The following is a 21,712-nucleotide window of genomic DNA, read 5'->3' as shown; positions in this document are numbered from 1 at the left end:
GGGGCTCCAATCCAGGGGATTCGGTCAGAACGTGAGGGAGGGGACGGACAGGTCGTGGTGGACGCCGCGGTGCCACACGTGCGAGACGAGCGGCACCCCGGGTCGATAGAACAGGTGCAGCCAGCTCGGCGCGGCCAGGGCGAGGAGGTCGGCCCGCGCCCCGACCCGGACGACGCCGACGTCGTCGCGGCGCAGCGCGGCGGCCCCGCCGGCGGTCGCCGACCACAGGGCCTGGGCCGGGGTCATGCCCATCTCGCGTACGGCGATGGCCAGGCAGAAGGGCATCGACGAGGTGAACGCCGTGCCCGGGTTGCAGTCGGTGGCCAGGGCCACCGTCGCCCCTGCCGCGAGCAGTCGGGAGGCGTCCGGGTAGGGCTGGAGGGTGCTGAACTCGGCGGCCGGCAGCAGGGTCGCGACCGTGCTCGACCCGGCGATGGCCTCGACGTCGGCGTCGGACAGGAAGGTGCAGTGGTCGATGGCGGCCACCCCCATCTCGACGGCCGGGGCGATGACGGAGGTCGGGTGCAGCTGGGCGGCGTGGAGCCGCAGGCCGAGGCCGGCGTCGCGCCCGGCGGCGAGGATCGCCAGGGTCTGGTCGGTGTCGAAGGCGCCCTGCTCGCAGAAGACGTCGATCCACGAGACGTCCTCGCGGACGGCCTCGAGCATGGGTCCGCGGACGAGGTCGACGTAGTCGTCGGGGCGTGCGGCATACTCCGGGGGGACAACGTGGGCGCCGAGGAAGGTCACCTCGTCGACCCGCCCGGCCAGCACCCTGGCCGATCGTGTCTCGGTGGCGAGATCGAGCCCGTAGCCGGTCTTGCCCTCGACGCAGGTGGTGCCCTGCCGGGTCATCTCGGCCAGCAGCCCGTCGACCATGGCGCCCAGGTGGTCGTCGGAGCCCGCCCGGGTGGCGGCCATGGTGCGCCGGATTCCTCCCCCGTCGTAGCGCTGCCCGGTGAGACGGGCATCGAACTCGTCGCTGCGCTCGCCGGCGAAGACCGGATGGGTGTGGGAGTCGACGAACCCGGGGATGACGGCAGCCCCGCCCAGGTCGACGGCGTCGTCGGCCGCCGGGGCGGCGGTCGCCCGGCCGATCCAGGAGATCCGGTCCCCGTCGAGGACGACGGCGGCGTCGCGGATCTGCCCGAGCCGGTCGGCGGACCTCGTGTCGGCGTCCGGCAGCGGGGACTCGTGGCCCCACTGATCCGGGTCGTTGGTGACGAGGAGTCCGATGCCGGTGACGAGGGTGCTCATCGGCCGTCCCCGCGCAGCTCGGGGTGCTCCCCGCGCAGCTCGGCAGGCAGCCCGCGCAGCTCGTCCAGCGCCGCCACGAGCCGCCTCGTGGACCCTCCCGGCACGACTCGCCCGCCGACGATGGTGGCGGTGACGTCCGCTGCCGACGCCACGAGCGGCCACCGCTGCGGCGGCACCCCGGCCAGACGCGACGACCTCGGACTCACCGCGACCATGTCGGCCGGGTCGCCCACCCGGAGCCCGGCCCGCTCGGCGCGGCCGACCCCGGGCAGCAGGGAGCTCACCCGCGAACCGATCGCCCACAGCTCCTCGCTCGGCACGACCCCGCGCCGCCCACCGATCAACCGCGCCCCGGACTCCAGCAGCCGCAGCTCGGCGAAGGGGTCGGTGACGACGTCCTCGTCGGTCCCGATGCACAGCGCCACGCCGGCGTCGAGGAGGTCGGCGACGCGGGCGATGCCGTCGCCCAGGTCGGCCTCGGTCGTGGGGCACAGCGACACCGTCGTCCGCGAGGCCGCCAGGGCGTCGATGTCGTCGTCGGTGAGGTGCGTGGCGTGGACGGCGGTGGTGCGTGGCGACAGCACCCCGGCCCGTTCGAGCACCGCGGTCGGCGTCAACCCGGTGGCCTGCTGGCAGGCCCGGTTCTCGGCCGGCTGCTCCGACAGGTGGACGTGCAGGGGGACGTCATCGGGCAGCCCGTCGACGGCGGCGTCCATCTCCTCGGGACTCACCGCGCGAACGCTGTGCACCGCCGCTCCCAGGCTCACCAACGGGGAGCGCGGCAGGGCGTCGGCCAGCCGGTGCCAGCGGTCGACCCAGCCCTCGGCCGAGCCGTCCCCGAACCTCACCTGGGCCGGTTCCAGCGGCGCACCGAACCCGGCGTGCAGATAGCAGGTGTCGAGCAGGGTGAGCCGGATGCCGGCCTCGATGGCGGCCCAAGCCACCGCCAGTTCCATCTCGTGCCCGGGGTAGGGCCGACCGTCCGGTCGGTGGTGGACGTAGTGGAACTCGCCGACGCTCGTGTAGCCGGCGTCGAGCATCTCGCCGAAGACGCCGATGGCGAGCCGGTGGTACCCGTCGGGGTCGAGCCGGCCGGCCAGCCGGTACATCTCGGTGCGCCAGCTCCAGAAGTCCTCGCCCTCCCCGGCCCCGCGCAGTGCCCGGTGGAAGAGGTGCGAGTGGGTGTTGACGAACCCCGGCACGACGACTCCGTCGACGTCGTAGGCGGTGGTGATCGGTTCACCGGTGAGGATCTCGCTGATGAAGCCACGGTCGTCGACGCCGACGGCGACGTCGTCGACGAACTGCCCGTCGACCAGGGCGGTACGGCACAGGATCATCGGACGAGCTCCTCGAGGACGGCGGTGAGGGCGTCGACGCCGGCCCGGCAGTCGGCGTCACTGGCGGTCTCGGCCGGGGTGTGCGAGGCCCCGGTGGGGTTGCGGACGAAGAGCATCGCCGCCGGGACGTGAGCGGCCATGACGGCGGCGTCGTGCCCGGCGCCTGTCGACAGTCGGGGGACGTCGCCGAGGACCCGCACCATGAGTTCGGACAGGTCGGCGTCGAACTCGACGCGCGGGGTCCACGACTCGCGGGTCCACGTCACCTGGCAGCCCTCGGCCCTCCCAGCCCGGACGGACTCCTCCTCGATGCGCTCGAGCACCTCACGGACGCCGTCCTCGGTCTCGGCGCGGCAGTCGAGCCAGGAGGTGTCCTGGCCGGCGATGACGTTGGTGCCGCCGGGGGCGATGTGGGTGCGTCCGACGGTGGCGGTGGCCATGGGGTCGGGCGACTCGAGGGCCGCCCGGCGGGCGGCCAGGACCATGGCGGCGGTCGCGACGACGGGGTCCTGACGGTGCGGCATGAGGGTCGTTCCGGCATGATCCGGTCGGCCGACGACGTCGACCCGCATCCGCGTGTGCGGACGCACCGCCGTCGCCACGGCCACCGGGTGCGGTCCGTCGGCCAGGGCCCGGCCCTGCTCGACGTGCAGCTCGACGAGGCAGGCGGCGTCCAGGGCCCAGGTGGTCGGGCCCAGGGCAGCCGGGTCGAGCCCGGCGGCGGTCCACGCCTCGGCCAGCGTGCCCCCGTCCCGGCAGGGCAGGTTCCTGGCCTTGTCAGGGGCGAGGTCGCCGCAGGCCAGTCGGGACCCCAGACAGGGCATGTCGAACCGTGAACCCTCCTCGTCGGTCCACAGGACGACGCCGACCGGCCGCGACGGGCGCACCCCGGCCTCGATGAGCCGCGACACGGCGGCCAGCGAGGAGGCGACGCCGAGCGGCCCGTCGAGGGCGCCGCCGCCGGGGACGGAGTCGACGTGGGAGCCAGTGAGGACCGCCCCGGCCCTGCTGGCCCCGGGCGACTCGTCCCCGTCCGCCCCGTCCCACCAGGCGACGAGGTTCGCGTTGGGATCGGACTCGACCGTCAGCCCGAGCGAGTGGGCCACATCGGTGAACCACTGCCGTAGGACGGCGTCGACGTCGGTGAGGGAGAACCTCCAGTAGGACCCGTCCTCGGCCCGTCCGACCGACTCGATGCGACCCAGCAGCTCGACGACGTCGAGGCTCACGGCGTCACCAGCCCGTCGATGAGGGTGTCCTCGACGAGGAAGGGCAGGGTGATCTGGGCCTCCGGGTGCTCGAGGTTGAACTGGGTGGCCGTCTCGATGGAATGGTCGTTGCGGGCCCAGCCGCGCCGCGCCACACCACACATGACGTCCCACAGCAGGGAGCTGCGGATGACGGCGTCGACCCTCTCGGAGCCGTCGAGGACCAGCCCGAACCCGCCGTTGACGGCGTTGCCGATGCCCGTGCCGCCGCCGTTGTGGAGCGTGACCAGGCTCATGCCGCGAGCGGCATTGCCAGCGAAGCACTGGGTCGCCATGTCGGCCATGACGTTGGAGCCGTCCTTGATGTTCGCGGTCTCGCGGAAGGGCGAGTCGGTGCCCGAGACGTCGTGGTGGTCGCGGCCGAGCATGACCGGCCCGATCTGGCCCCGGCGCACCATCTCATTGAACTTGAGGGCGATGTCCATGCGGCCCTGGGCGTCCTGGTAGAGGATGCGCGCCTGGGTGCCGACGACCAGGTCATTGGCCTCGGCGTCGCGGATCCAGATCCAGTTGTCGCGGTCCTGCCCGCGCCGGTCGGGGTCGATGCAGCTCATGGCCGCGTGGTCGGTGGCGATGAGGTCCTCGTGGCGGCCCGACAGGCACACCCAGCGGAACGGCCCGTAGCCGTAGTCGAAGAGCTCGGGGCCCATGATGTCCTCGACGTAGGAGGGCCAGATGAAGCCGTTGCGGTTGTCCCCGCCCTTGGCGATCCGGGTGACCCCCGACTCGAAGACGGCGTTCATGAAGTTGTTGCCGTAGTCGAAGAAGTACGTGCCGCGGTCGACGAGGGTCGAGATGAGCTCGAAGTGCTTGGCGAGGGTCTGGTCGACGCGACGGGCGTACTCCTGGCGGTCGGTGGCCAGCAGCTCGGTGCGCTCCTCGAAGCTCAACCCCTGCGGGCAGTAGCCGCCGTCGTAGGCGGCGTGGCAGCTCGTCTGGTCCGACAGCAGCGGGATGGAGATGTCGTGGTCGACGGCGTACTGGAGCAGGTCGACGATGTTGCCGTGGTAGGCGATCGACGCCGGCGTCCGGGCCTCGATGTGCTGGCCGGCCAGGGCGAAGACCTCGTCGAGGTCGTCGGAGACATGGCCCACCCAGCCCTGGTCGAGGCGGGTCTGGATGCGCGACATGTCGACCTCGGCGATGACGCCGACGGCGTGGGCGATCTCGGCGGCCTTGGGTTGGGCCCCGGACATGCCGCCGAGACCGGAGGACACGAAGAGCACCCCGGACAGGTCACCGTCTGCGGGGATGCCCAGACGCAGGCGTCCGGCGTTGAGGATGGTGTTGAAGGTGCCGTGGACGATGCCCTGGGGGCCGATGTACATCCAGCCGCCGGCGGTCATCTGGCCGTAGTTGGCGACGCCGAGCTCCTCGCTGATCTCCCAGTCCTTGGGGTTGTCGAAGCGCCCCACCATGAGCGAGTTCGTGATGATGACCCGCGGCGACTCGGGCCGGGAGGGGAAGAGCCCGAGCGGGTGTCCACTCATGACGACGAGCGTGGTGTCCTCGGTGAGTTGCTCGAGGTACTTCGTGATGAGCCGGTACTGCAGCCAGTTCTGGCACACCGAGCCGGTCTCGCCGTAGGTGACGAGTTCATACGGGTAGAGGGCGACGTCGAAGTCGAGGTTGTTGTCGATCTGGACCTGGAAGGCCCTGCCCTCGATGCACCGGCCGCGGTACTCGTCGATGGGCTTGCCATGGAGCCGCCCGGCCGGACGCCAGCGGTAGGCGTAGATGCGCCCCAGGGTGCGCAGTTCCTCGAGGAACTCGGGGGCGGCCTTGGCGTGCAGCTCCGGTGGCAGGTAACGCAGGGCGTTGCGCAGGGCCGTGCGGGTCTGCTCGTCGGTGAGGTGGAACCCACGGGAGGGGGCCCGCCGGACACCCGGCTCGAAGACGGGGTCGTCCGGCCATGCGGCGTCCAGGGTGATGTGCATGGCCCGGGAAGTCGTCTCGTTCGTCGTCACTGCGCGCTCCTGTCGAGGTAGGTGGGGCAGTTCTGCACGGCGGCTGGATGGGCCGGGACGAAGCGCCCGAGGCTGCGGGTGCCCTGCGTGGCCGGGGCAGGACCGCTCTGGAGGTGCCCGAGTTGAGCGGTTGGGTGCTGACCGGCGCCGGGCTGGAGGGGATGCAGTCTGGTCACCTGGGGGTGTGCTGGCTGCGGTTGGGTGCCGGGGGCACGGTTCAGCCCGGACACGGAGTGCGCCCCGGTGGTGCGTCGACCCGCGTCGTCGCCGGGTTCGGTCGGGGAGGCCGGTGAGGTGGCCGACGTCGTGCGACGTCGGGACGACTTGCGACGCTGCTGTGGCGGCGGGTTGTCGCCGAGGATCTTCGACAGACCGGCGGCCTTCGTCGCCACGAGGGCTCCGTACTTGCTGATGAGCTCGGGGGTGAGGCGGTACGACGGGGCCACCATGCTCAGTGCGGCGACCGTCTCCCCGTGCAGGCAGATGGGGGCGGCGATGGCGGTGACGTCCTTCTCGACGCCGGAGGCCACGACGGCGAACCGGGCCCGGCCCATCCGTCCGGTGAGCGCCGCGCCGGAGGCGCTGGTCTCCAGGGGAATGGTCTGACCCTCCCAGGAACGGTGCTGGATGGCCCGCGACCCGGTGGCGAGGGCGATGTACATGGCCCGGTCGAGGTGGCGTACCGACAGGTAGACCGACTCCCCGGCCTCGGCGGCCAGGGCCGTCATCGTCGGACGGCAGATGCGGCGCAGGGAGTTGTCGGCGAGCACTCGACCGGCGATCCGGATGAGCTCGGGACCGACGTCGTAGAGCCCGTCGGCGCTGCGCGACAGGTGTCCGGTCTCGGTGAGGGTACGCAGCAGGCGCAGCGCGCTCGAGGGGGCCAGATCGACTTTCCGGGCGGCGTCGCTGAGGGTGATGCCGGGGTGGTCGCACACCACCCCGAGAAGGTCGAGCGCGCGCTCGACGGAACGGATCGTCGGGGTCGTCTGGCCCGCAGGGGTCGTCGTCATGGGTCCTCCCACCCGGTGGCGTCTCTGGGCATCTTTGCCGATGTGCAGAATCTAGCTGTCGCTGGGCGGCAAGGGAAGAGGTTACGTGGAATCTTCCCGACTCAAACCTGTGAGTTTCGTCGATCGTCCCGTGATTGGCAGCAGAACCTTCGGCGTGGTGCGGATCTGGCGGGTGAATCTGTGGGGATGGTCGAGTCGCCTGAAAGGGGGTGGGGTCGCCCTGGATCAGGGGTGCACGACGAGGTCGGCTCGGGTGCGGCACCGCCTGATGAGCCGGGCGTTGGCCTCGTCGGGCCCGTTCGCCCAGGCGACGGCGGCCTCATGGGACTTGCCGAAGGCCTCGTGGCGGGAGACGAGCCGCTCGAGGCGCAGCCGCTCGTCGACCTCGACGTACCACGTCCGGGTGAACAGGTCGGCGAGCTGGGACCACGGCTCGGTGTCGAGGAGGAGGTAGTTGCCCTCGATGACGACCAAGAGGTCGTCGGCGGCGACCGGGATCTGCCCGGCGATGGAGTCCTCGATGTCCCGGTGGAAGGCCGGGGCGTAGGTGACGGGGTCGGTGGCCGTGACGATGCGTCGCACCAGGGCGACGAAACCGTAGGCGTCGAAGGTGTCCGGGGCGCCCTTGCGTCCGGCCCGGCCGAGGCGCTCCAGCTCGACCTGGGCCAGGTGGAACCCGTCCATGGGGACGACGACCGCCCCGGCCTCGCGGGCCAGGAGGGCCGCCAGGGTCGACTTGCCGGCCCCCGGCTCGCCGCACAGTCCGATGACCGCTCGGCCCCCGGCTCGTGTCGGGAGGGTCCGGGCGTCCTCGATCGCGGTCGCCGGGTCGACGACCGGGGGTTGCCAGGGGTGGTCCGTCATGGCAGGTGTCGGGAAATCACCCTGAGCGGAGGACTGTTCCCCGCCAGGGGAGGAAAGCCGCGCTCAGGGGATTTTCCTGACGGTCAGATGACGTTGACGAGGTCGCAGACGAAGACGAGGGTCTCCTCGGGGGCGATGACGCCGGGGATCCCGCGCTCGCCGTAGGCCAGCTGGTGGGGGATGGTGAGCTGGCGGCGGCCGCCGACCTTCATCCCCTGCACGCCGGTGTCCCAGCCGGGGATAACCTGGCCGACGCCGAGCTGGAAGGTGAGCGGCTCGCCGCGGTTCCAGGAGGCGTCGAACTCCTTGCCGTTGCTCAGGGCGACGCCGACGTAGTGCACCTCGACGAGGTTGCCGGCCTGGGCCTCCTGTCCGTCGCCGACGGTGATGTCCTCGATGACGAGGTCCTCGGGTGCTGCATCGGGCAGGGTCACGTGGGGCTTGTCCATGGGAACGAGCCTAAGGCGGCCGGGCCGGAACCGTCGACCCGGACGGTCGCCGTCGACGCGGGCCGGGCCCGGGGGTGCCGGCCGAGGGGCTGGTGGGCCCCGGCACGGACTCAGTCCTCGGGCTTGATCAACCCAAGGTGGTAGGCCTTGACCAGGTTGCGCGGGACGCGGATCGTGCGGCCCTCGACCCGGATCGACACGAGTTCGGGCGCGGTCGCCTTCCACTGGGCACGCCGATGGCGCGTGGTCGAACGGGACTTCTTTCGCTTCGGTACTGCCATGGGTGCCTCACCAGCTCGACTTCGTGATTCCGGGGAGTTCCCCGTCGTGGGCCATCTGCCTGAACCTCACCCGGCTGATCCCGGCCTTGCGCAGGAATCCGCGGGGGCGTCCGTCGACGGCGTCCCGGTTGCGCAGTCGCACTGGGCTGGAGTCGCGCGGTAGCCGCGCCAGCTGGCGGGAGGCCTCCATCCGCTCCTCGAGCGAGGCCCGCGGGTCCTTGGCGGCGGCCTTGACCTCGGCGCGCCGGTCGGCGTACCGGGCGACCATCTCCTCGCGCCTCTTCTGGGCGGCGATCTTGGACTTCTTGGCCATCAGCGGGTCTCCTTGAACTCGACATGTCGGCGCACGACCGGGTCGTACTTCATGAGCACGAGGCGGTCGGGGGTGTTGCGGCGGTTCTTCGTCGTCACGTAGGTGTAGCCGGTGCCGGCGGTCGACCTCAGCTTGATGATCGGACGGAGGTCCTTGGACTTCTTGGCCATCAGAACCTCTCCCCGCGCTCACGCATCTGCGCGACGACGACGTCGATCCCGCGTCGCTCGATGGTCTTCATGGCCTTGGGGGTGAGGCGCAGGGTGACGGTGCGCCCCAGCGACGGCACCCAGTACCGCTTGGTCTGGACGTTCGGGTCCCAGCGTCGGCGGGTGCGCCGATGCGAGTGGGAGACGCTGTTGCCGAACCCGGGGCGGGTCTGACGGACCTGGCAGCGTCGTGACATGGATCCTCCTCTGATGGATGCAAAACGTAATGAGAACCGTTATCATATACGAAGAGACGAGATCCGCCACCGAGAGGACGACATGAAGCCCGACATCCATCCGGTCGTCTTCCGTGACATCTCCGCGGACTTCACCTTCCTCACCAGGTCGACGGCGACGAGCGACCGGACCATCGAGTGGATCGACGGGAACACCTACCCGGTCATCGACGTCGACATCTCCTCGGCGAGCCACCCCTTCTACACGGGCAAGGCGAAGATCGTCGACACCGCCGGCCGGGTGGAGAAGTTCAACCGCCGATACGGGCGCAGGAGCGCCTGACCCGCAGACGTCCGGGCCCCCGTCATGGCATGGAGCGGGGGCCCGGATCCATGGCCTGGCGGGGATGACGCCGGTGCCGGCAGCGACGTCGCCGCGGCTGCGGTCAACGCCCGGGATGGACCCGCCTCGCCCCCGCCGCGGCTCGACCCGTCGTCGCGCGGAACACCGGCTCGTCCACCGGGCTCCCCGGCACCCACCGGTGGACGCCGTCGGCCTCGCGCAGTCCGCGCACCGATCGCAGCCTGGTCCGCACGATCCACCCCGCCAGGTGACCTCGTGCCGACTTGGCCGGGAACGACAACACCCGCCAGTGACCCTGCCCGTCGAGGTCCTCGAACCTCGGTGTGACGACCCGCACCGCGGCGTCGGCCAGGGCGGCGGCGTCGACGGCGTCCCAGTACTCGGCCGAGGCGAGGTTGACGACGACCCGCGGCCCGGGGGACCGGTCCACGTCGCGCAGCAGCGCCGCGGTGACCGCCGGGCGCCAGCGAGCGGCCATCGTCCGCCCGTCGAGGCGCACCCCCATCTCCAGGCGGTAGGGCTGGATGAGGTCGAGTGGGCGCAGCCATCCGTAGAGCCCCGAGAGGATCCGCAGCGTCTTCGTGGCCTCCGTCCAGTCGCGGGTGTCGAAGGTGGACGGCGCCATGGCCCGGTACACCGGACCGTCGAAGCACCGCGCCGCCGGTCGGCCGGGCCCGGACCCGAAGGTGGCGTAGCGCCCGGCATTGAGCGCCGCGAGGTCGTGCGAGACGCCGAGCAAGGATGCGAGCTCGTCGACCGACAGCTCCGCCATCCGGGCCGCCAGGGTGTCGGCCCGGTCCACGAACAGTGGCGTCGAGTGGTGCCTCGACGGCGTCGTCAGGGGCGAGGTGAGGTCGAGGGTCTTGGCCGGGGACAGCAGGACGAGCACGGGCACACGCTAACCGATGCACGCGCATCGGGGGCGGCCGGTCCTCGAAGCCGCCCCCGACTCGTGCCGGTGGGGGATCCCTCAGCCGATGAGGTCGTCGGCCGTGATGTCCTCGGCCGCCTTCTCGAAGAGCGCGGCGAAGTGGCACCGGCAGTCGTGCTGGCCGGCCCCGTCGTCGCGCGGCAGCAGCTCGGTGTCCTTCTCGGCGCAGATGGGTTGGGCCCGCCAGCACCGGGTGTGGAACCGGCAGCCCGAGGGCGGGTTGGCCGGGGAGGGCACGTCGCCGTGGAGGATGATCTGCTCTCGCTTGCCACGCATCTGCGGGTCGGGCACCGGTACCGCGGACATGAGCGCCTGGGTGTACGGGTGGGTCGCCCGGTCGTAGATCTGCGCCTCGTCGCCCATCTCCATGATCCGACCGAGGTACATCACCGCGACCCGGTCCGAGATGTGCCGCACCACCGACAGGTCGTGGGCGATGAAGACGTACGCCAGGCCCAGCTCCTTCTGCAGCCGCTGGAGCAGGTTGACGACCTGCGCCTGCACGGACACGTCGAGGGCCGAGACCGGCTCGTCGCAGATGACGACCTTGGGGTTGAGGGCGATGCCGCGGGCGATCCCGATCCGCTGACGCTGGCCGCCGGAGAACTGGTGCGGGTAGCGGTTGATGTGCTCAGGATTGAGGCCGACGAGGTCGAGCAGCTCCTTGACCCGTTCCTCCCGCTTGCCCCTCGGGACGACGTCGGGATGGATCTTGAACGGCTCCCCGACGATGTCGCCGACGGTCTTGCGCGGGTCGAGGGAGGTGTACGGGTCCTGGAAGACGATCTGGATGTCGCGTCGCAGCTTGCGCATCTGGGAACCGGTGGCGTCGGTGACGTCGTTGCCCTCGAAGGTGATGGTGCCCGAGGTGGGCTTCTCGAGGGCCACGAGCAGACGCCCCAGGGTCGACTTGCCGCAGCCCGACTCGCCGACGACACCCAGGGTCTCGCCGGGGTAGAGGTCGAAGCTCACCCCGTCGACGGCCTTGACGTGACCCACGGTGTGCCGCACGACCCCGGCCTTGAGCGGGTAGTGCTTGGTGAGGTCGCGCACCGACAGGATCGGCTCGCGCGCGCCTTCCGGGCGGGGGGACGCCTCCTGCGACCGGCGCGGGATGGTCAGCTCAGACTCGCTCACGATGGAGCACCTCCTCGGCATGGTGGCAGGCGGCGAACCGCGCCGGCTCCACTTCCTTGAACGTGGGTGCCCCGCCCACCCGGCACTCGTCGGTGGCGAACCGGCACCGGGGATGGAAGGAACACCCGGACGGCAGGTTCGTCAGCGACGGCGGCAGGCCGCCGATGGCGTACAGCTGGTCGCCCTTCTGGTCGAGCCGGGGGATCGAGTCGATGAGCCCCACGGTGTACGGATGGGCCGGATTGGCGTAGAGCCGGTGGACGTCGGAGTGCTCGACGAACCGGCCGCAGTACATGACGGCGATGTCGTCGGCGACGTCGGCGACGACCCCCAGGTCGTGGGTGATGAGGATGAGGCCCATGTCGGACTCGTCCTGCAACTCCTTGAGCAGGGTCATGATCTGCGCCTGGACGGTGACGTCGAGGGCGGTCGTCGGCTCGTCGGCGATGAGCACCCTCGGGTTGAGGGCGATGGCCATGGCGATCATGATGCGCTGGCGCATGCCGCCGGAGAACTGGTGCGGGTAGTTGCCCGCCCGCTCCTTGGCGGCGGGAATGCGCACCCGCTCCATGAGCCGGACCGCCTCGGCCTGGGCGTCGGATCGGTTCATGCCGCGGTGGACGCGGAACATCTCGGCGATCTGCCACCCCACCGGGAACACCGGGTTGAGGGCGCTCAGGGCGTCCTGGAAGATCATGGCGATGTGCTCGCCGCGGATGTCCTGCATCTGACGGCTGCGCATGGACAGCAGCTCGAGCCCGCAGTAGCGGATGGAGCCGCCGGTGACGTGGGCCGGTGGGCTGTCGAGGATCCCCATGATGGCCTGGGCGGTCACCGACTTGCCCGACCCGGACTCCCCGAGGATGGCCAGGGTCTCGCGCTCCGACAGGGAGAAGGTCACCCCGTTGATCGCCTTGGCGACGCCGTCGCGGGTGCGGAACTCGACGTGGAGGTCGTCGACCTCCAGGAGCTTGCCGTCGACCGGTTCGACCTGCAGACGTGCTCTGGACAGTGGCATGACGGCTCCTCTCAGTGCCGCTTGGGGTCGAAGGCGCTCTGCGCCGCCTCGCCCAGGAAGATGAACGCCAGCACGGCCAGCGACAGGAACAGGGACGGGAAGAGGAGCATGTGCGGTGCCGACCTCACGTACCCCAGACCGGAGGCGTCCGAGATGGACACCCCCCAGCTGATCGCCGGTTCCTGCAGGCCGATGCCCAGGTAGCTCAGCGTCGCCTCGATGGCGATGTAGGCACCGAGGTTGATCGTCGAGACGACGAGCACCGGGGCCATGGCGTTGGGCAGGATGTGGCTCATGATGATCCGCCGCGGGCTGGCTCCCAGGGCGCGTGCGGCCTGGATGTAGTCGTTCGGCATGACCTGGAGCACCGCCGACCGCATGAGCCGGGCGATGGACGGCCAGCCGAGGATGACGACGGCCCCGACGACCTTGAGGACGACGACGATGTACGGCGTCCCCAGCTTGTTGGGGAAGGTGTAGAGGATGATGATGCCGCCGAGCAGCAGCGGGATGGCGTAGAAGATGTCGCCGACGCGGCCCAGCAGGCTGTCCACCCATCCCCCGCGGAAGCCCGCGATGAGGCCGATGACCGAACCCAGCAGGGCCGTGCCCAGGGTGGCCAGGACGCCGACGAGCATCGAGGACCGGGCCCCGTAGACGGTGCGGGCGTAGACGTCGCACCCCTGGACGTCGGTGCCGAACCAGTGCACCGCCGACGGGATGTGCCGCGCCGCCGACAGGTCGCAGGAGCGGGGGTCCTTGGTCGTGAAGAGCCCCGGGAACGCGGCCATGACGACGAAGACGACGATGAGGATCGCCGAGATCCAGAACAGCGGGTTGCGTCGCAGATCAGCCCAGGCGTCGGTCCACAGGGACCTCGGGGAGGACGCCGACAGCGTCGACCCGACGACGGCCTGGCCGCCGTCCTGACCGCCGATCGGGATGTCCTCGGGAGCGTCGGTGGCCTCGCTCAGGTGTGCCTCAGTCATGGCTGATCCTCGGATCCAGAACCCCGTAGAGCAGGTCGACGACGAGGTTCGCGAGCAGGTAGACGAGCACCAGGCAGGTCACCGCGCCGACGACCGAGACGCCGTCGCGCTGGTTGATGGACCGGTAGATGAAATTGCCGATGCCGTTGATGTTGAAGATGCGTTCGGTGACGATGGCACCGCCCATGAGGGCGCCGAAGTCGTACCCGATGTACGTGATGACGGGCACCAGCGAGTTGCGCAGGGTGTGGACGGTCACCGTGCGGGCCCGCGAGAGGCCCTTGGCCTTCGCGGTGCGCACGTAGTCGGCGCGCTGGTTCTCGATGAGGTTCGTCCGGGTGAGCCGCGCGACGTAGGCCACCGACAGGGCACCGAGGACGAACCCCGGCAGGATGAGCTGTCCCCAGGTGCCGTCGGAGGCCGTCACCGGGGCCCAGTGCAGGCGCATGCCGAAGACGAGCTGGGCCAGCGAGCCGATGACGAAGATCGGGATGGAGATGACGACGAGCGAGGACACGAGGATGAGGTAGTCGATGAACTTGCCGTGTCGCACCCCGGCCACGACGCCGGCGGCGATGCCGACGATGATCTCGACGAGGATGGCGATGAGGGCCAGCCGGATCGTCACGGGGTAGCGCACCGCCAGTTCGCTGACGACGGTGTTGCCGTAGAAGTTCGTGCCCAGGTTGCCGTGCAGCAGCTTGCCGATGTAGATGCCGTACTGGACGAGCAGCGGCTGGTCGAGGTGGTACTCGGCCCGGAAGGCGGCGACGTAGGACGGCGGGCAGGGGCGCTCGCCACATCGTCCGGCGGTGGGGTCACCGGGCAGGGCGAAGACGAGGGCGAAGAGGATGAACGTCGCGCCGATGACCACCGGGATCATCTGGAGCAGACGTCGGATGACGTACTTGGCCATGATGTGTTTCCTCGCAGCGGGGTCCTCGTGACCGGGGGCGGTCCACCGGATGTTCCCGGTGGACCGCCCCGGCGGTCATCGGACCAGGTGGGTCACTTGACGCTGATCGAGGACAGGTCGATCGTGCCGAACGGGGTGAGCTTGACGTTCGTCACCTTGTTCGACCAGCCGAAGGGGGTCGAGACCGTCCACAGCGGGATGGCCGGGACCTTCTCGGCGAGCATCTTCTCGGCGTCCCCGTAGAGGGTGTTGGCCTGCTTCTCGTCGGTCGCCGCGGCGGCCTCCTTGAGCTTGGCGTCGAAGGCCTTGTTGGAGTAGTCGCCGTCATTGCTGGAGGCGCCGGTGGCATACAGCGGGGTGAGGAAGTTCTCGATCGACGGGTAGTCCATCTGCCAACCGGTGCGGAAGAAGCCGGTGAGCTCACGCTTGTTGACCTGGTCACGCAGGGTCTTGAAGTCCGGGGTCACCTTGAGCTGGCAGTCGAGGCCGAGGTCGTTCTTCCACCCGTTGCACACGGCCTGGGACCAAGCCTTGTGGTCACCGTCGCCATTGACCGCGATGGTGAGGGTGCCCTTGTAGCCACCCGACTTCTGGTAGAGCTCCTTGGCCTTGGCCTTGTCGTAGGTGCACAGGTCACCGCAGGCGTTCTTGACGTAGCCGTCGACGACGGGGGAGACCCAGCCGTCGGCCGGGGTGCGGGAGCCGGCGAAGATCTGCTTGGTGATGGTCGCGCGGTCGATGTCCATGCTCAGGGCCTTGATGAGGTCCGCATTGGCGAGCTGCTTGTCCTTGCTGGACGGGGTGATCGACTGGAAGACGCCCGACTGGCGGATGCTCCACCGGTTGGCCAGATCCTGCTTCCACTGGTCATTGGTGAGCTGGTCGGTGGGGATGAGGTCGGTGACGTCGAGCTGGTTGGCGACGGTGTCGTTGTAGGCCGGCGCGGCGTCGTTGTAGATCTTGTAGATGACCTTGTCGACGTGGGCCTTGTAGCTGCCCGAGTAGTCCTTGTTGCGGGTGAGCTCGATCTGGGTGGCGGAGTTGGCCGTCACGGTGAACGGGCCGGCGCCGATGGGCATCTTCGCCCACTTGGTGTTCTTCGGGTCCTTGAGGAAGGCGTCGGGCAGCGGCGCGAAGGTGGTGTAGCCCAGACGCACCTTGAGGTTCGAGACCTTCTCGGTGGTCTTGATGGTGAAGGTGTGGTCGTCGACGACCTTGAGACCGGTCATCTTGTCGGCCTTGGGCTTGGCCTTGCAGGTGTCGTCGGAGCACTGCAGGTCGGCGTACCCCTCGATGGGCTCGAAGAAGTACGAGTTCTGCTGGGCGTTGGGTCCGTAGGCGTCCCAGTTCCAGGCGTCGACGAAGTTGCTGGCCTTGACCTCGGTGCCGTCGGAGAACTTGTAGCCGGACTTGATCTTCACGGTGAAGTTCTGGTTGTCGGTCGTGTCGATCGACTCGGCGATGTCGAGCTCGGGCGCTGCGGTGTCCGAGTTGTAGTGGACGAGCTTGGCGGTGACGGCGTCCAGGACGTTGCCGCCGCAGGTCTCGTTGGTGTTGGCCGGGATGAGCGGGTTCTGCGGGGTGCAGCCGCGAATCGTGATGGTGCCGCCATCCTTGGCGGGTTCCGACGAGGTGCTGGTGCTGGCTGAGCTGTTGCTGCTCGTGTCACTGGGGGCTGCGACGTCCTGTCCGCAGGCGGACAGGGCCAGGACGCCTGCGACCGAGAGCGCCACGACAGGCGAGATTCGACGCATTGATGTCTCCTCCGAGCTGGTCCGGCGATCCGGTCGCCGGCCCCCCGGGAAGTCCGGGGGCTTGGTGGCCAGAAGTCTGCCCGGTCGATCGCGATCTTCACAGGGTCTGGACGGCTCCAGCACCGCATTGTTATTGAGTTGCAACCTTTGCGTCTGACGGCAGGGATGGCGGCTGGGGGTTGACGGGGTGTGGTATGGGTCTTCGCCGTGTCGCGGTCGGGGCCCGGCCCGGTGGTCGAGGTGGGTGGATTCTCGACCTGGAGCGCGGTTCCTAGACGTGAAACTGGCCTTTCAGGGCCCTCCACGTCGAATGTCCACTCCGGTGTCGGGGTGACGGCGACTCGGCTCACGGGAGATGGGCGCTCGTCCCCGGGTGGAGCAGGTGTCGCGGGGGAGAACGACGACGGCCCGGGACATCATGTCCCGGGCCGTCCCGTGGTCGGGGTGACAGGATTTGAACCTGCGACCTCTTCGTCCCGAACGAAGCGCGCTACCAAGCTGCGCCACACCCCGATGGATTCCTGCGAATCGCTGGCCCCGTGAGGCCGACGGCCAGTCTAACCCAGGGGGACAGCGCCCGCCAAGTTGCGACGAGACTCACGTAAAAGGTCCGGATGCGGCAGCACGTGCCTCAGATGAGGATGTCCGCGTACTGACGGTGTAGGCCCGGGCCATGGATCGGGAGCTGTCGATGGCCGCACGCCGTGAGATCACCAAGAAGTNTCGCGACGAGACTCACGTAAAAGGTCCGGATGCGGCAGCACGTGCCTCAGATGAGGATGTCCGCGTACTGACGGTGTAGGCCCGGGCCATGGATCGGGAGCTGTCGATGGCCGCACGCCGTGAGATCACCAAGAAGTACGCCCACCAGTACCGGGCCGCATCGAAGAAGGACAAGTCGGTGCTGCTGGACTCCCTGACCGCCACCACAGGCTGGACCCGTGACCACGCCCGCCGCGCGATCCGGGCAGCCCTGACGCGGAAAGGTGCCGCGTCCCAGCAGAAGCGCCGGCCCCGGCCCCGCAAGTACTCCTACGACGCCGTGAAGGTCCTCCAGCACGTGTGGAGCGTGACGGGTCAGCCCTCCGGGAAGTACCTGGCCCCCGTGATGGACGACACCCTGAACAGGCTGGAACGCTTCAAGGAGTTCGGGAAAGTCACCCGCCGGGCCACCCCCGCGGTGCTGACCGAACTGCGCTCCATGTCGGCGGCCACCATCGACAGGTACCTGAACCCCTTCAAGGACGCCGCCTACCCGGCCGCCGGCCTGTCAGCCACCCGACCCGCCCCTCACATCCTGCGTGCCGCGGTGCCCCTGCGCACCAGCCTGGACGGGCCGATCACCGATCCCGGGCTGGTAGAGGTCGACACCGTGGCCCACTGCGGCCACACCCTGGTCGGGGAATTCCTGTGGACCTTGTCGGCCACCCTGCCCGTCTCCGGCTACACGGTCCTGACCACGGTCAAGAACAAGGCATTCGTCCACATCGGGGCCGGCATGGACCGGATCGTCGACCAGATGCCCGTGCCCGTGGCGGAGGTCCACGTCGACAACGGGTCGGAGTTCATCAACTGGGGCCTCATCGACTGGGCAAAGGGCCACGACATCGCGATGTCCCGCTCGCGGCCCTACAAGAAGAACGACAACGCCCACGTCGAGCAGCGCAACGGCGACTGGGTCCGCCGCCACGCCTTCAGATACCGCTACGAGACCGCAACCGAGCTTCAGCTGCTCAACCAATTGTGGCCCCTGGTGATGGCCCGCAAGAACCACCTACTGCCCTGCGTCAAGGCCATCGGCTGGACCACCACCTCCGCGGGGCGCAAGAAGCGGGTCTACGACAAGCCCAAGACCCCTTACCAGCGGCTGGTCGACTCCCGTGTCCTGGACCCCGCCACACGGGCCCGCCTGGCAGCCGAGCACGACAGGCTCAACCCCGCCGATCTGGCCCGGCGGATCACCGACATCCAGAACCAGCTCATCCGCCTAGCCGAGCGTCGCACCCAGACCGACCAACCCGCCGCCTGACTCATCTCCATCCGGACATTTCAGCTGAGGCAAGCGCTGCGCTCATCCGGACATCTTGACATGAGGCAAGACGAGTTGAGGCCGGTGCGCCCGCGACGCCGGCCGGCACGCGCGCTCACCGGGCGACGAGGGTGAGCAGCGTCACCTCGGGCCGGCAGAAGGTGCGGTACGGGGCGAAGGGGGACGTGCCGACCCCGGCCGACACGTGCAGCCAGGCGGTGCGTCCGCCGGCCGAGTGGGTCGACAGGCCCTTGACCCGGGCGGTGTCGAGATCGCAGTTCGTGATGAGGGCACCCTTGAGGGGCAGGCAGACCTGCCCACCGTGGGTGTGCCCGGCCATGACGAGGTCGACCCCGTCGGCGGTCATCGCGTCGAGCACCCGACGGTACGGCGCGTGCGTGACGCCGAGGGTGAGGTCGGCCCGCGGATCGGTGGGGCCGGCGACCCGGTCGTAGTGGTCGCGGTCGTGGTGGGCGTCGTCGGTGCCGCGCAGGTCGATGCGCAAGCCGCCCACCTCGAGTGAGCCGGCGGCGTCATCGAGGTCGACCCAGCCGGCGTCGGTCAGGGCGGAGCGCAGCGTCTCGGTGGGCAGGTCGTTGACCTCGTGGTCGATGTGCGACCTCCCGTGGACGAGGTAGCTCACCGGGTTCCGGAAGCCCGGGGCGGTGTAGTCGTTCGACCCGAAGACGAACGCCCCGGGCCGCGGCAGCAACCCCGAAAGACTGTCGAGCAGCGGGCCCAAGGCCTGCTGCGAGCAGAAATTGTCACCGGTGTCGATGACGAGATCGGGCTCGAGCTCGGCCAGACCCTCGACGAACCGCTGCTTGTCGTGCTGGGACGCCGTCATGTGCAGGTCGGACAGGTGCAGGACCCTCATCGGCCCCGCCCCGGCCGGAAGGACCGGCACCTCGACCCGCCGCACCGTGAAGAGATGGGCCTCCGTCAACCCCCAGGTGAGGCCGGCGAGGCCGAGTCCCACGGTTCCGAGGGCGAGCTTCGCCATGACGCGGCGGGTGCTCATCGGTTCGACGGCTTGGTCGTCGGCTGGGTGTTCCCGTTCCCGTTGCCGTTGCCATTCCCGTTGCCCGTACCGGCGCTCTGACCCCCAGCGGTGCTCGTCGGCGCCTGGGTGGCGGAGGGCTGGGTGGTCGGCTGGGTGGTCTTCTGCACCGGCGGCACGTACGGCTGCGGGCCCTTGGAGACGAGCAGATGGACCGTCGATCCCTTCGTCGCCGTGCCACTCGACGGGTCGGTGCCGAGGAAGGTGCCGTAGGACGAGCTCGAGTAGACGTGCCACACCTCGGTCGAGAAGCCGGCCTTCGTCAGCGCCGCCTTGGCCTCGTCGTAGGTCATCGACGAGGTGTCCGGGATGGCGACCTGCTTGCCGTACAGGATGTCCTTCGTCGGGTCCACGAAGGACGTCCGTGGCTGCCCGGCCAGGACGGCGGTCATGGCTCGCTGGTAGATCTTTCCGGCGTCACCGCCACCGGAACCCTGGAGGTAGACGCCGGTGCTCAGGGTGAGGCCCTTGATCGACTTCTCCTCACGTCCCTTGAAGTAGGAACTCGCCGGGTCGGCGGCGATCATCGCGACGCCGGCGGCCCGCGGGGTGTAGCCGTCGAACCACACCGCCTCGTGCGAGTCGGTGGTACCGGTCTTGCCGGCCTGCGGGTAGCCCCCCGGGATCGTCGCCGGGGCACCGGTGGCCTGCATGACCCCCTGCAGCACCGAGTTGACGCCGTCGGCCACCTGCTGGCTCATGACCCGTCGGCAGTTCGCGCTGGGAACGGCCAGGGCCTTGCCCTCACGGTTGATGACCGACTTGAGGATGATGGGATCGCAGTGGATCCCGCGGGCGGCGAAGGTGGCGTAGGAGGTGGCCATCGACAGCGGGGTCACGTAGGCGGTACCCAGGGTGAACGACGGAACCTGGTTGAAGCTCTTGACGATGTCCTTGCCACTGGCCAGTTCGACGCCGGTGCGCTGGGCCATCTTCGTGACGTTGCACAGCCCGGCGTCACGCTCGAGCTGGACGAAGTAGGTGTTGACCGAGTACGCCGCGGCCTCCCGCAGATCGATGTTCCAGGAGTGTCCCACCGAGTTCGAGACCTCGAAGGAACCCGACTTGAAGGCCCCGGAACAACTGGTGAAGGTCTCGCCGGTGAAGTCCATCGGGGACGACGCGGTGTACCGGGTGGAGATGGGGAACCCCTGCTCGAGGGCGGAGGCCATGGTGTACGCCTTGAAGGTCGACCCGGCCTGGAAGCCGCCGTACCCGCCCATGTTCAGCGGCGCCAGGTAGTTGTAGTACGTCTGTCCCGACGCGGTGCCCATCTGCGGACGCGACTGAGCCATGGCCAGGATGAGCCCGGTACCCGGTTGGACGATCGCCACACCGGAGATGACGGGGTCCTTGGGGCCGACCATGGAGGACACGGCGCTGAGGGCGGCGTCCTCGGCCTTGGGACTGATGAGGGTGTGGATCTTGAGGCCGCCACGCTTGATGAGCTTCTCGCGTTCGGCCTTCGTCTTGCCCAGGCTCGGCATCTGCAGCAGGGCGTGGTAGACGTAGTCGCAGACGAAGGGGTAGCTCGAGCTGATGCAGCCGTTCTTGGGGTACGTCACGAGCTTGTCGTCGAACCCCTCCTTCTTTGCCGCTGCGGCCTGCTCGGGGGTGATGATCTTGAGCTGCTCCATCCGCGCCAGGACGATGTTGCGTCGTTGGATGGCCGCGTCGGGGTGGTTGACCGGGTCGTAGGCGACGGGGTTCTGCACGAGTCCGGCGAGCATCGCGGCCTGGGCCAGGGTGAGCTTGGCGGCCGTCGTCTTGAAGTAGTGCTTGGCCGCGGCCTCGACGCCGTAGGCGCCGTCGCCGTAGTAGGCGATGTTGAGGTAGCGCTCGAGGATGTCGTCCTTCGACAGCTTCTGCTCCAGGGCGACGGCGTAGCGCAGCTCCTGGAGCTTGCGGCTGACGGTCTGCTCCTGGGCGGCCTGCACCCCGGCTTCATCACCGGCGGAGACGGCTTGCTCGATGCGCGCCTGCTTGACGTACTGCTGGGTGAGGGTCGAGCCGCCCTGCGTGGCCGACCCGGCGATGTTCGTGAGGAGGGCGCGTGAGGTGCCGCGCAGGTCGATGGCGCCGTGCGAGTAGAAGCGGTTGTCCTCGATGGCGACCTGGGCCTGCCTCATGATGGGGGCGATCGACTTGAGCGCGACGTACTCGCGGTTCTCGTCGAAGAAGGACGCCAGGACCGACCCGTCGGCCAGGAGGATCTGCGAGCGCTGGGCCTGCGGGTTGACGTTGAAGTCGGCCGGCAGGTTCTCCAGGGCGTCGGCTCCGGCCCGCGCCACCGATCCACCGAGGGCGGCCGCGGGCACGACGAATCCCGCCGCGAGCAGTCCGGCGAGGATGCTCACGACGCAGAACATCGCAAGGGCGG

The 21,712-nt window shown here is 69.4% G+C and carries 21 protein-coding genes and 1 tRNA gene; 2 read left to right on the top strand and 20 right to left on the bottom strand.

All coding sequences use genetic code 11. The annotated features are described in order from the left end of the window. Positions 1–24 precede the first annotated feature (24 nt). From hutI to rpmB, 11 genes are all read right to left on the bottom strand, one after another. Positions 25–1,254 (bottom strand): imidazolonepropionase, encoded by a 1,230-nt coding sequence (gene hutI / locus E0E30_RS11030; protein WP_130866316.1) that lies wholly within the window; start codon positions 1,252–1,254, stop codon positions 25–27. Continuing rightward, positions 1,251–2,594, bottom strand: a complete 1,344-nt coding sequence (locus E0E30_RS11025) for a formimidoylglutamate deiminase (protein ID WP_130866315.1) — start codon at positions 2,592–2,594, stop codon at positions 1,251–1,253. Before E0E30_RS11025 ends, hutI begins: the two co-directional genes overlap by 4 nt. After that, complete coding sequence (locus tag E0E30_RS11020) at positions 2,591–3,823, bottom strand: allantoate amidohydrolase (RefSeq protein WP_130866314.1); 1,233 nt, start codon at positions 3,821–3,823, stop codon at positions 2,591–2,593. The genes E0E30_RS11025 and E0E30_RS11020 overlap by 4 nt, the downstream gene beginning before the upstream one ends. Next, positions 3,820–5,799 carry a urocanate hydratase gene (locus E0E30_RS11015; protein WP_130866877.1) on the bottom strand — a complete coding sequence of 660 codons (1,980 nt, stop codon included), beginning with the start codon at positions 5,797–5,799 and terminating at the stop codon, positions 3,820–3,822. Before E0E30_RS11015 ends, E0E30_RS11020 begins: the two co-directional genes overlap by 4 nt. A gap of 26 nt (positions 5,800–5,825) precedes the next feature. Further along, entirely contained in the window at positions 5,826–6,842 is a 1,017-nt protein-coding gene (locus tag E0E30_RS11010; protein WP_130866313.1) for an IclR family transcriptional regulator, read from the bottom strand. Between the two features lie 225 nt (positions 6,843–7,067). Next, complete coding sequence (locus tag E0E30_RS11005) at positions 7,068–7,706, bottom strand: nucleoside/nucleotide kinase family protein (RefSeq protein ID WP_130866312.1); 639 nt, start codon at positions 7,704–7,706, stop codon at positions 7,068–7,070. Positions 7,707–7,789: 83 nt separating this feature from the next. After that, the gene (locus E0E30_RS11000; protein WP_130866311.1) at positions 7,790–8,155 is read right to left on the bottom strand and encodes an FKBP-type peptidyl-prolyl cis-trans isomerase; all 366 of its coding nucleotides are present in this window, start codon (positions 8,153–8,155) and stop codon (positions 7,790–7,792) included. Between the two features lie 110 nt (positions 8,156–8,265). Continuing rightward, positions 8,266–8,436 carry a 50S ribosomal protein L32 gene (gene rpmF, locus E0E30_RS10995; RefSeq protein ID WP_130866310.1) on the bottom strand — a complete coding sequence of 57 codons (171 nt, stop codon included), beginning with the start codon at positions 8,434–8,436 and terminating at the stop codon, positions 8,266–8,268. A gap of 7 nt (positions 8,437–8,443) precedes the next feature. Continuing rightward, the gene (gene rpsN / locus E0E30_RS10990) at positions 8,444–8,749 is read right to left on the bottom strand and encodes a 30S ribosomal protein S14 (protein WP_130866309.1); all 306 of its coding nucleotides are present in this window, start codon (positions 8,747–8,749) and stop codon (positions 8,444–8,446) included. Continuing rightward, the gene (gene rpmG / locus E0E30_RS10985; RefSeq protein WP_130866308.1) at positions 8,749–8,919 is read right to left on the bottom strand and encodes a 50S ribosomal protein L33; all 171 of its coding nucleotides are present in this window, start codon (positions 8,917–8,919) and stop codon (positions 8,749–8,751) included. The genes rpsN and rpmG overlap by 1 nt, the downstream gene beginning before the upstream one ends. Further along, positions 8,919–9,155, bottom strand: a complete 237-nt coding sequence (rpmB, locus tag E0E30_RS10980) for a 50S ribosomal protein L28 (RefSeq protein ID WP_130866307.1) — start codon at positions 9,153–9,155, stop codon at positions 8,919–8,921. Before rpmB ends, rpmG begins: the two co-directional genes overlap by 1 nt. An 82-nt stretch (positions 9,156–9,237) precedes the next feature. Between rpmB and E0E30_RS10975 the strand changes: the two genes are divergently transcribed. Further along, positions 9,238–9,477: a type B 50S ribosomal protein L31 gene (locus E0E30_RS10975; RefSeq protein ID WP_130866306.1), complete on the top strand. Its 240-nt coding sequence runs from the start codon at positions 9,238–9,240 to the stop codon at positions 9,475–9,477. A 103-nt stretch (positions 9,478–9,580) separates the two neighbouring features. On the opposite strand, the gene E0E30_RS10970 is transcribed toward E0E30_RS10975, so the two are convergent. The 7 genes from E0E30_RS10970 to E0E30_RS10940 form a co-directional block, all read right to left on the bottom strand. Beyond that, complete coding sequence (locus E0E30_RS10970; protein WP_130866305.1) at positions 9,581–10,387, bottom strand: YaaA family protein; 807 nt, start codon at positions 10,385–10,387, stop codon at positions 9,581–9,583. Between the two features lie 81 nt (positions 10,388–10,468). Next, complete coding sequence (locus E0E30_RS10965; RefSeq protein WP_245306682.1) at positions 10,469–11,545, bottom strand: ABC transporter ATP-binding protein; 1,077 nt, start codon at positions 11,543–11,545, stop codon at positions 10,469–10,471. A 7-nt stretch (positions 11,546–11,552) separates the two neighbouring features. After that, positions 11,553–12,584 carry an ABC transporter ATP-binding protein gene (locus E0E30_RS10960; protein ID WP_130866303.1) on the bottom strand — a complete coding sequence of 344 codons (1,032 nt, stop codon included), beginning with the start codon at positions 12,582–12,584 and terminating at the stop codon, positions 11,553–11,555. 11 nt (positions 12,585–12,595) lie between these two features. Further along, positions 12,596–13,573, bottom strand: a complete 978-nt coding sequence (locus tag E0E30_RS10955) for an ABC transporter permease (protein ID WP_130866302.1) — start codon at positions 13,571–13,573, stop codon at positions 12,596–12,598. Then, positions 13,566–14,489 carry an ABC transporter permease gene (locus E0E30_RS10950; RefSeq protein WP_130866301.1) on the bottom strand — a complete coding sequence of 308 codons (924 nt, stop codon included), beginning with the start codon at positions 14,487–14,489 and terminating at the stop codon, positions 13,566–13,568. The genes E0E30_RS10955 and E0E30_RS10950 overlap by 8 nt, the downstream gene beginning before the upstream one ends. Positions 14,490–14,581: 92 nt before the next feature. Next, positions 14,582–16,243, bottom strand: coding sequence for a peptide ABC transporter substrate-binding protein (locus E0E30_RS10945; RefSeq protein WP_130866300.1), 1,662 nt, complete (start codon positions 16,241–16,243; stop codon positions 14,582–14,584). Between the two features lie 436 nt (positions 16,244–16,679). Beyond that, positions 16,680–16,756: transfer RNA gene (locus E0E30_RS10940), tRNA-Pro, on the bottom strand. A gap of 298 nt (positions 16,757–17,054) precedes the next feature. On the opposite strand from E0E30_RS10940, the gene E0E30_RS10935 reads away from it, so the two are divergent. After that, complete coding sequence (locus tag E0E30_RS10935; RefSeq protein ID WP_130866299.1) at positions 17,055–18,272, top strand: integrase catalytic domain-containing protein; 1,218 nt, start codon at positions 17,055–17,057, stop codon at positions 18,270–18,272. 115 nt (positions 18,273–18,387) lie between these two features. Here E0E30_RS10935 and E0E30_RS10930 read toward each other — a convergent pair whose 3' ends face one another. Both E0E30_RS10930 and E0E30_RS10925 read right to left on the bottom strand, forming a co-directional pair. Then, positions 18,388–19,293 carry a metallophosphoesterase gene (locus tag E0E30_RS10930; protein ID WP_130866298.1) on the bottom strand — a complete coding sequence of 302 codons (906 nt, stop codon included), beginning with the start codon at positions 19,291–19,293 and terminating at the stop codon, positions 18,388–18,390. Further along, a complete protein-coding gene (locus tag E0E30_RS10925) occupies positions 19,290–21,701 on the bottom strand; it encodes a transglycosylase domain-containing protein (RefSeq protein ID WP_130866876.1) in 2,412 nt (803 codons plus the stop codon). Before E0E30_RS10925 ends, E0E30_RS10930 begins: the two co-directional genes overlap by 4 nt. Between the last annotated feature and the right edge of the window lie 11 nt (positions 21,702–21,712).

The sequence above is a fragment of the Acidipropionibacterium timonense genome (genome assembly GCF_900605005.1).
Taxonomy (GTDB): Bacteria; Actinomycetota; Actinomycetes; order Propionibacteriales; family Propionibacteriaceae; genus Cutibacterium; species Cutibacterium timonense.
The sequence above is the reverse complement of the archived record's forward strand: the minus strand, read 5'-3'. Positions and strand labels throughout refer to the sequence as shown.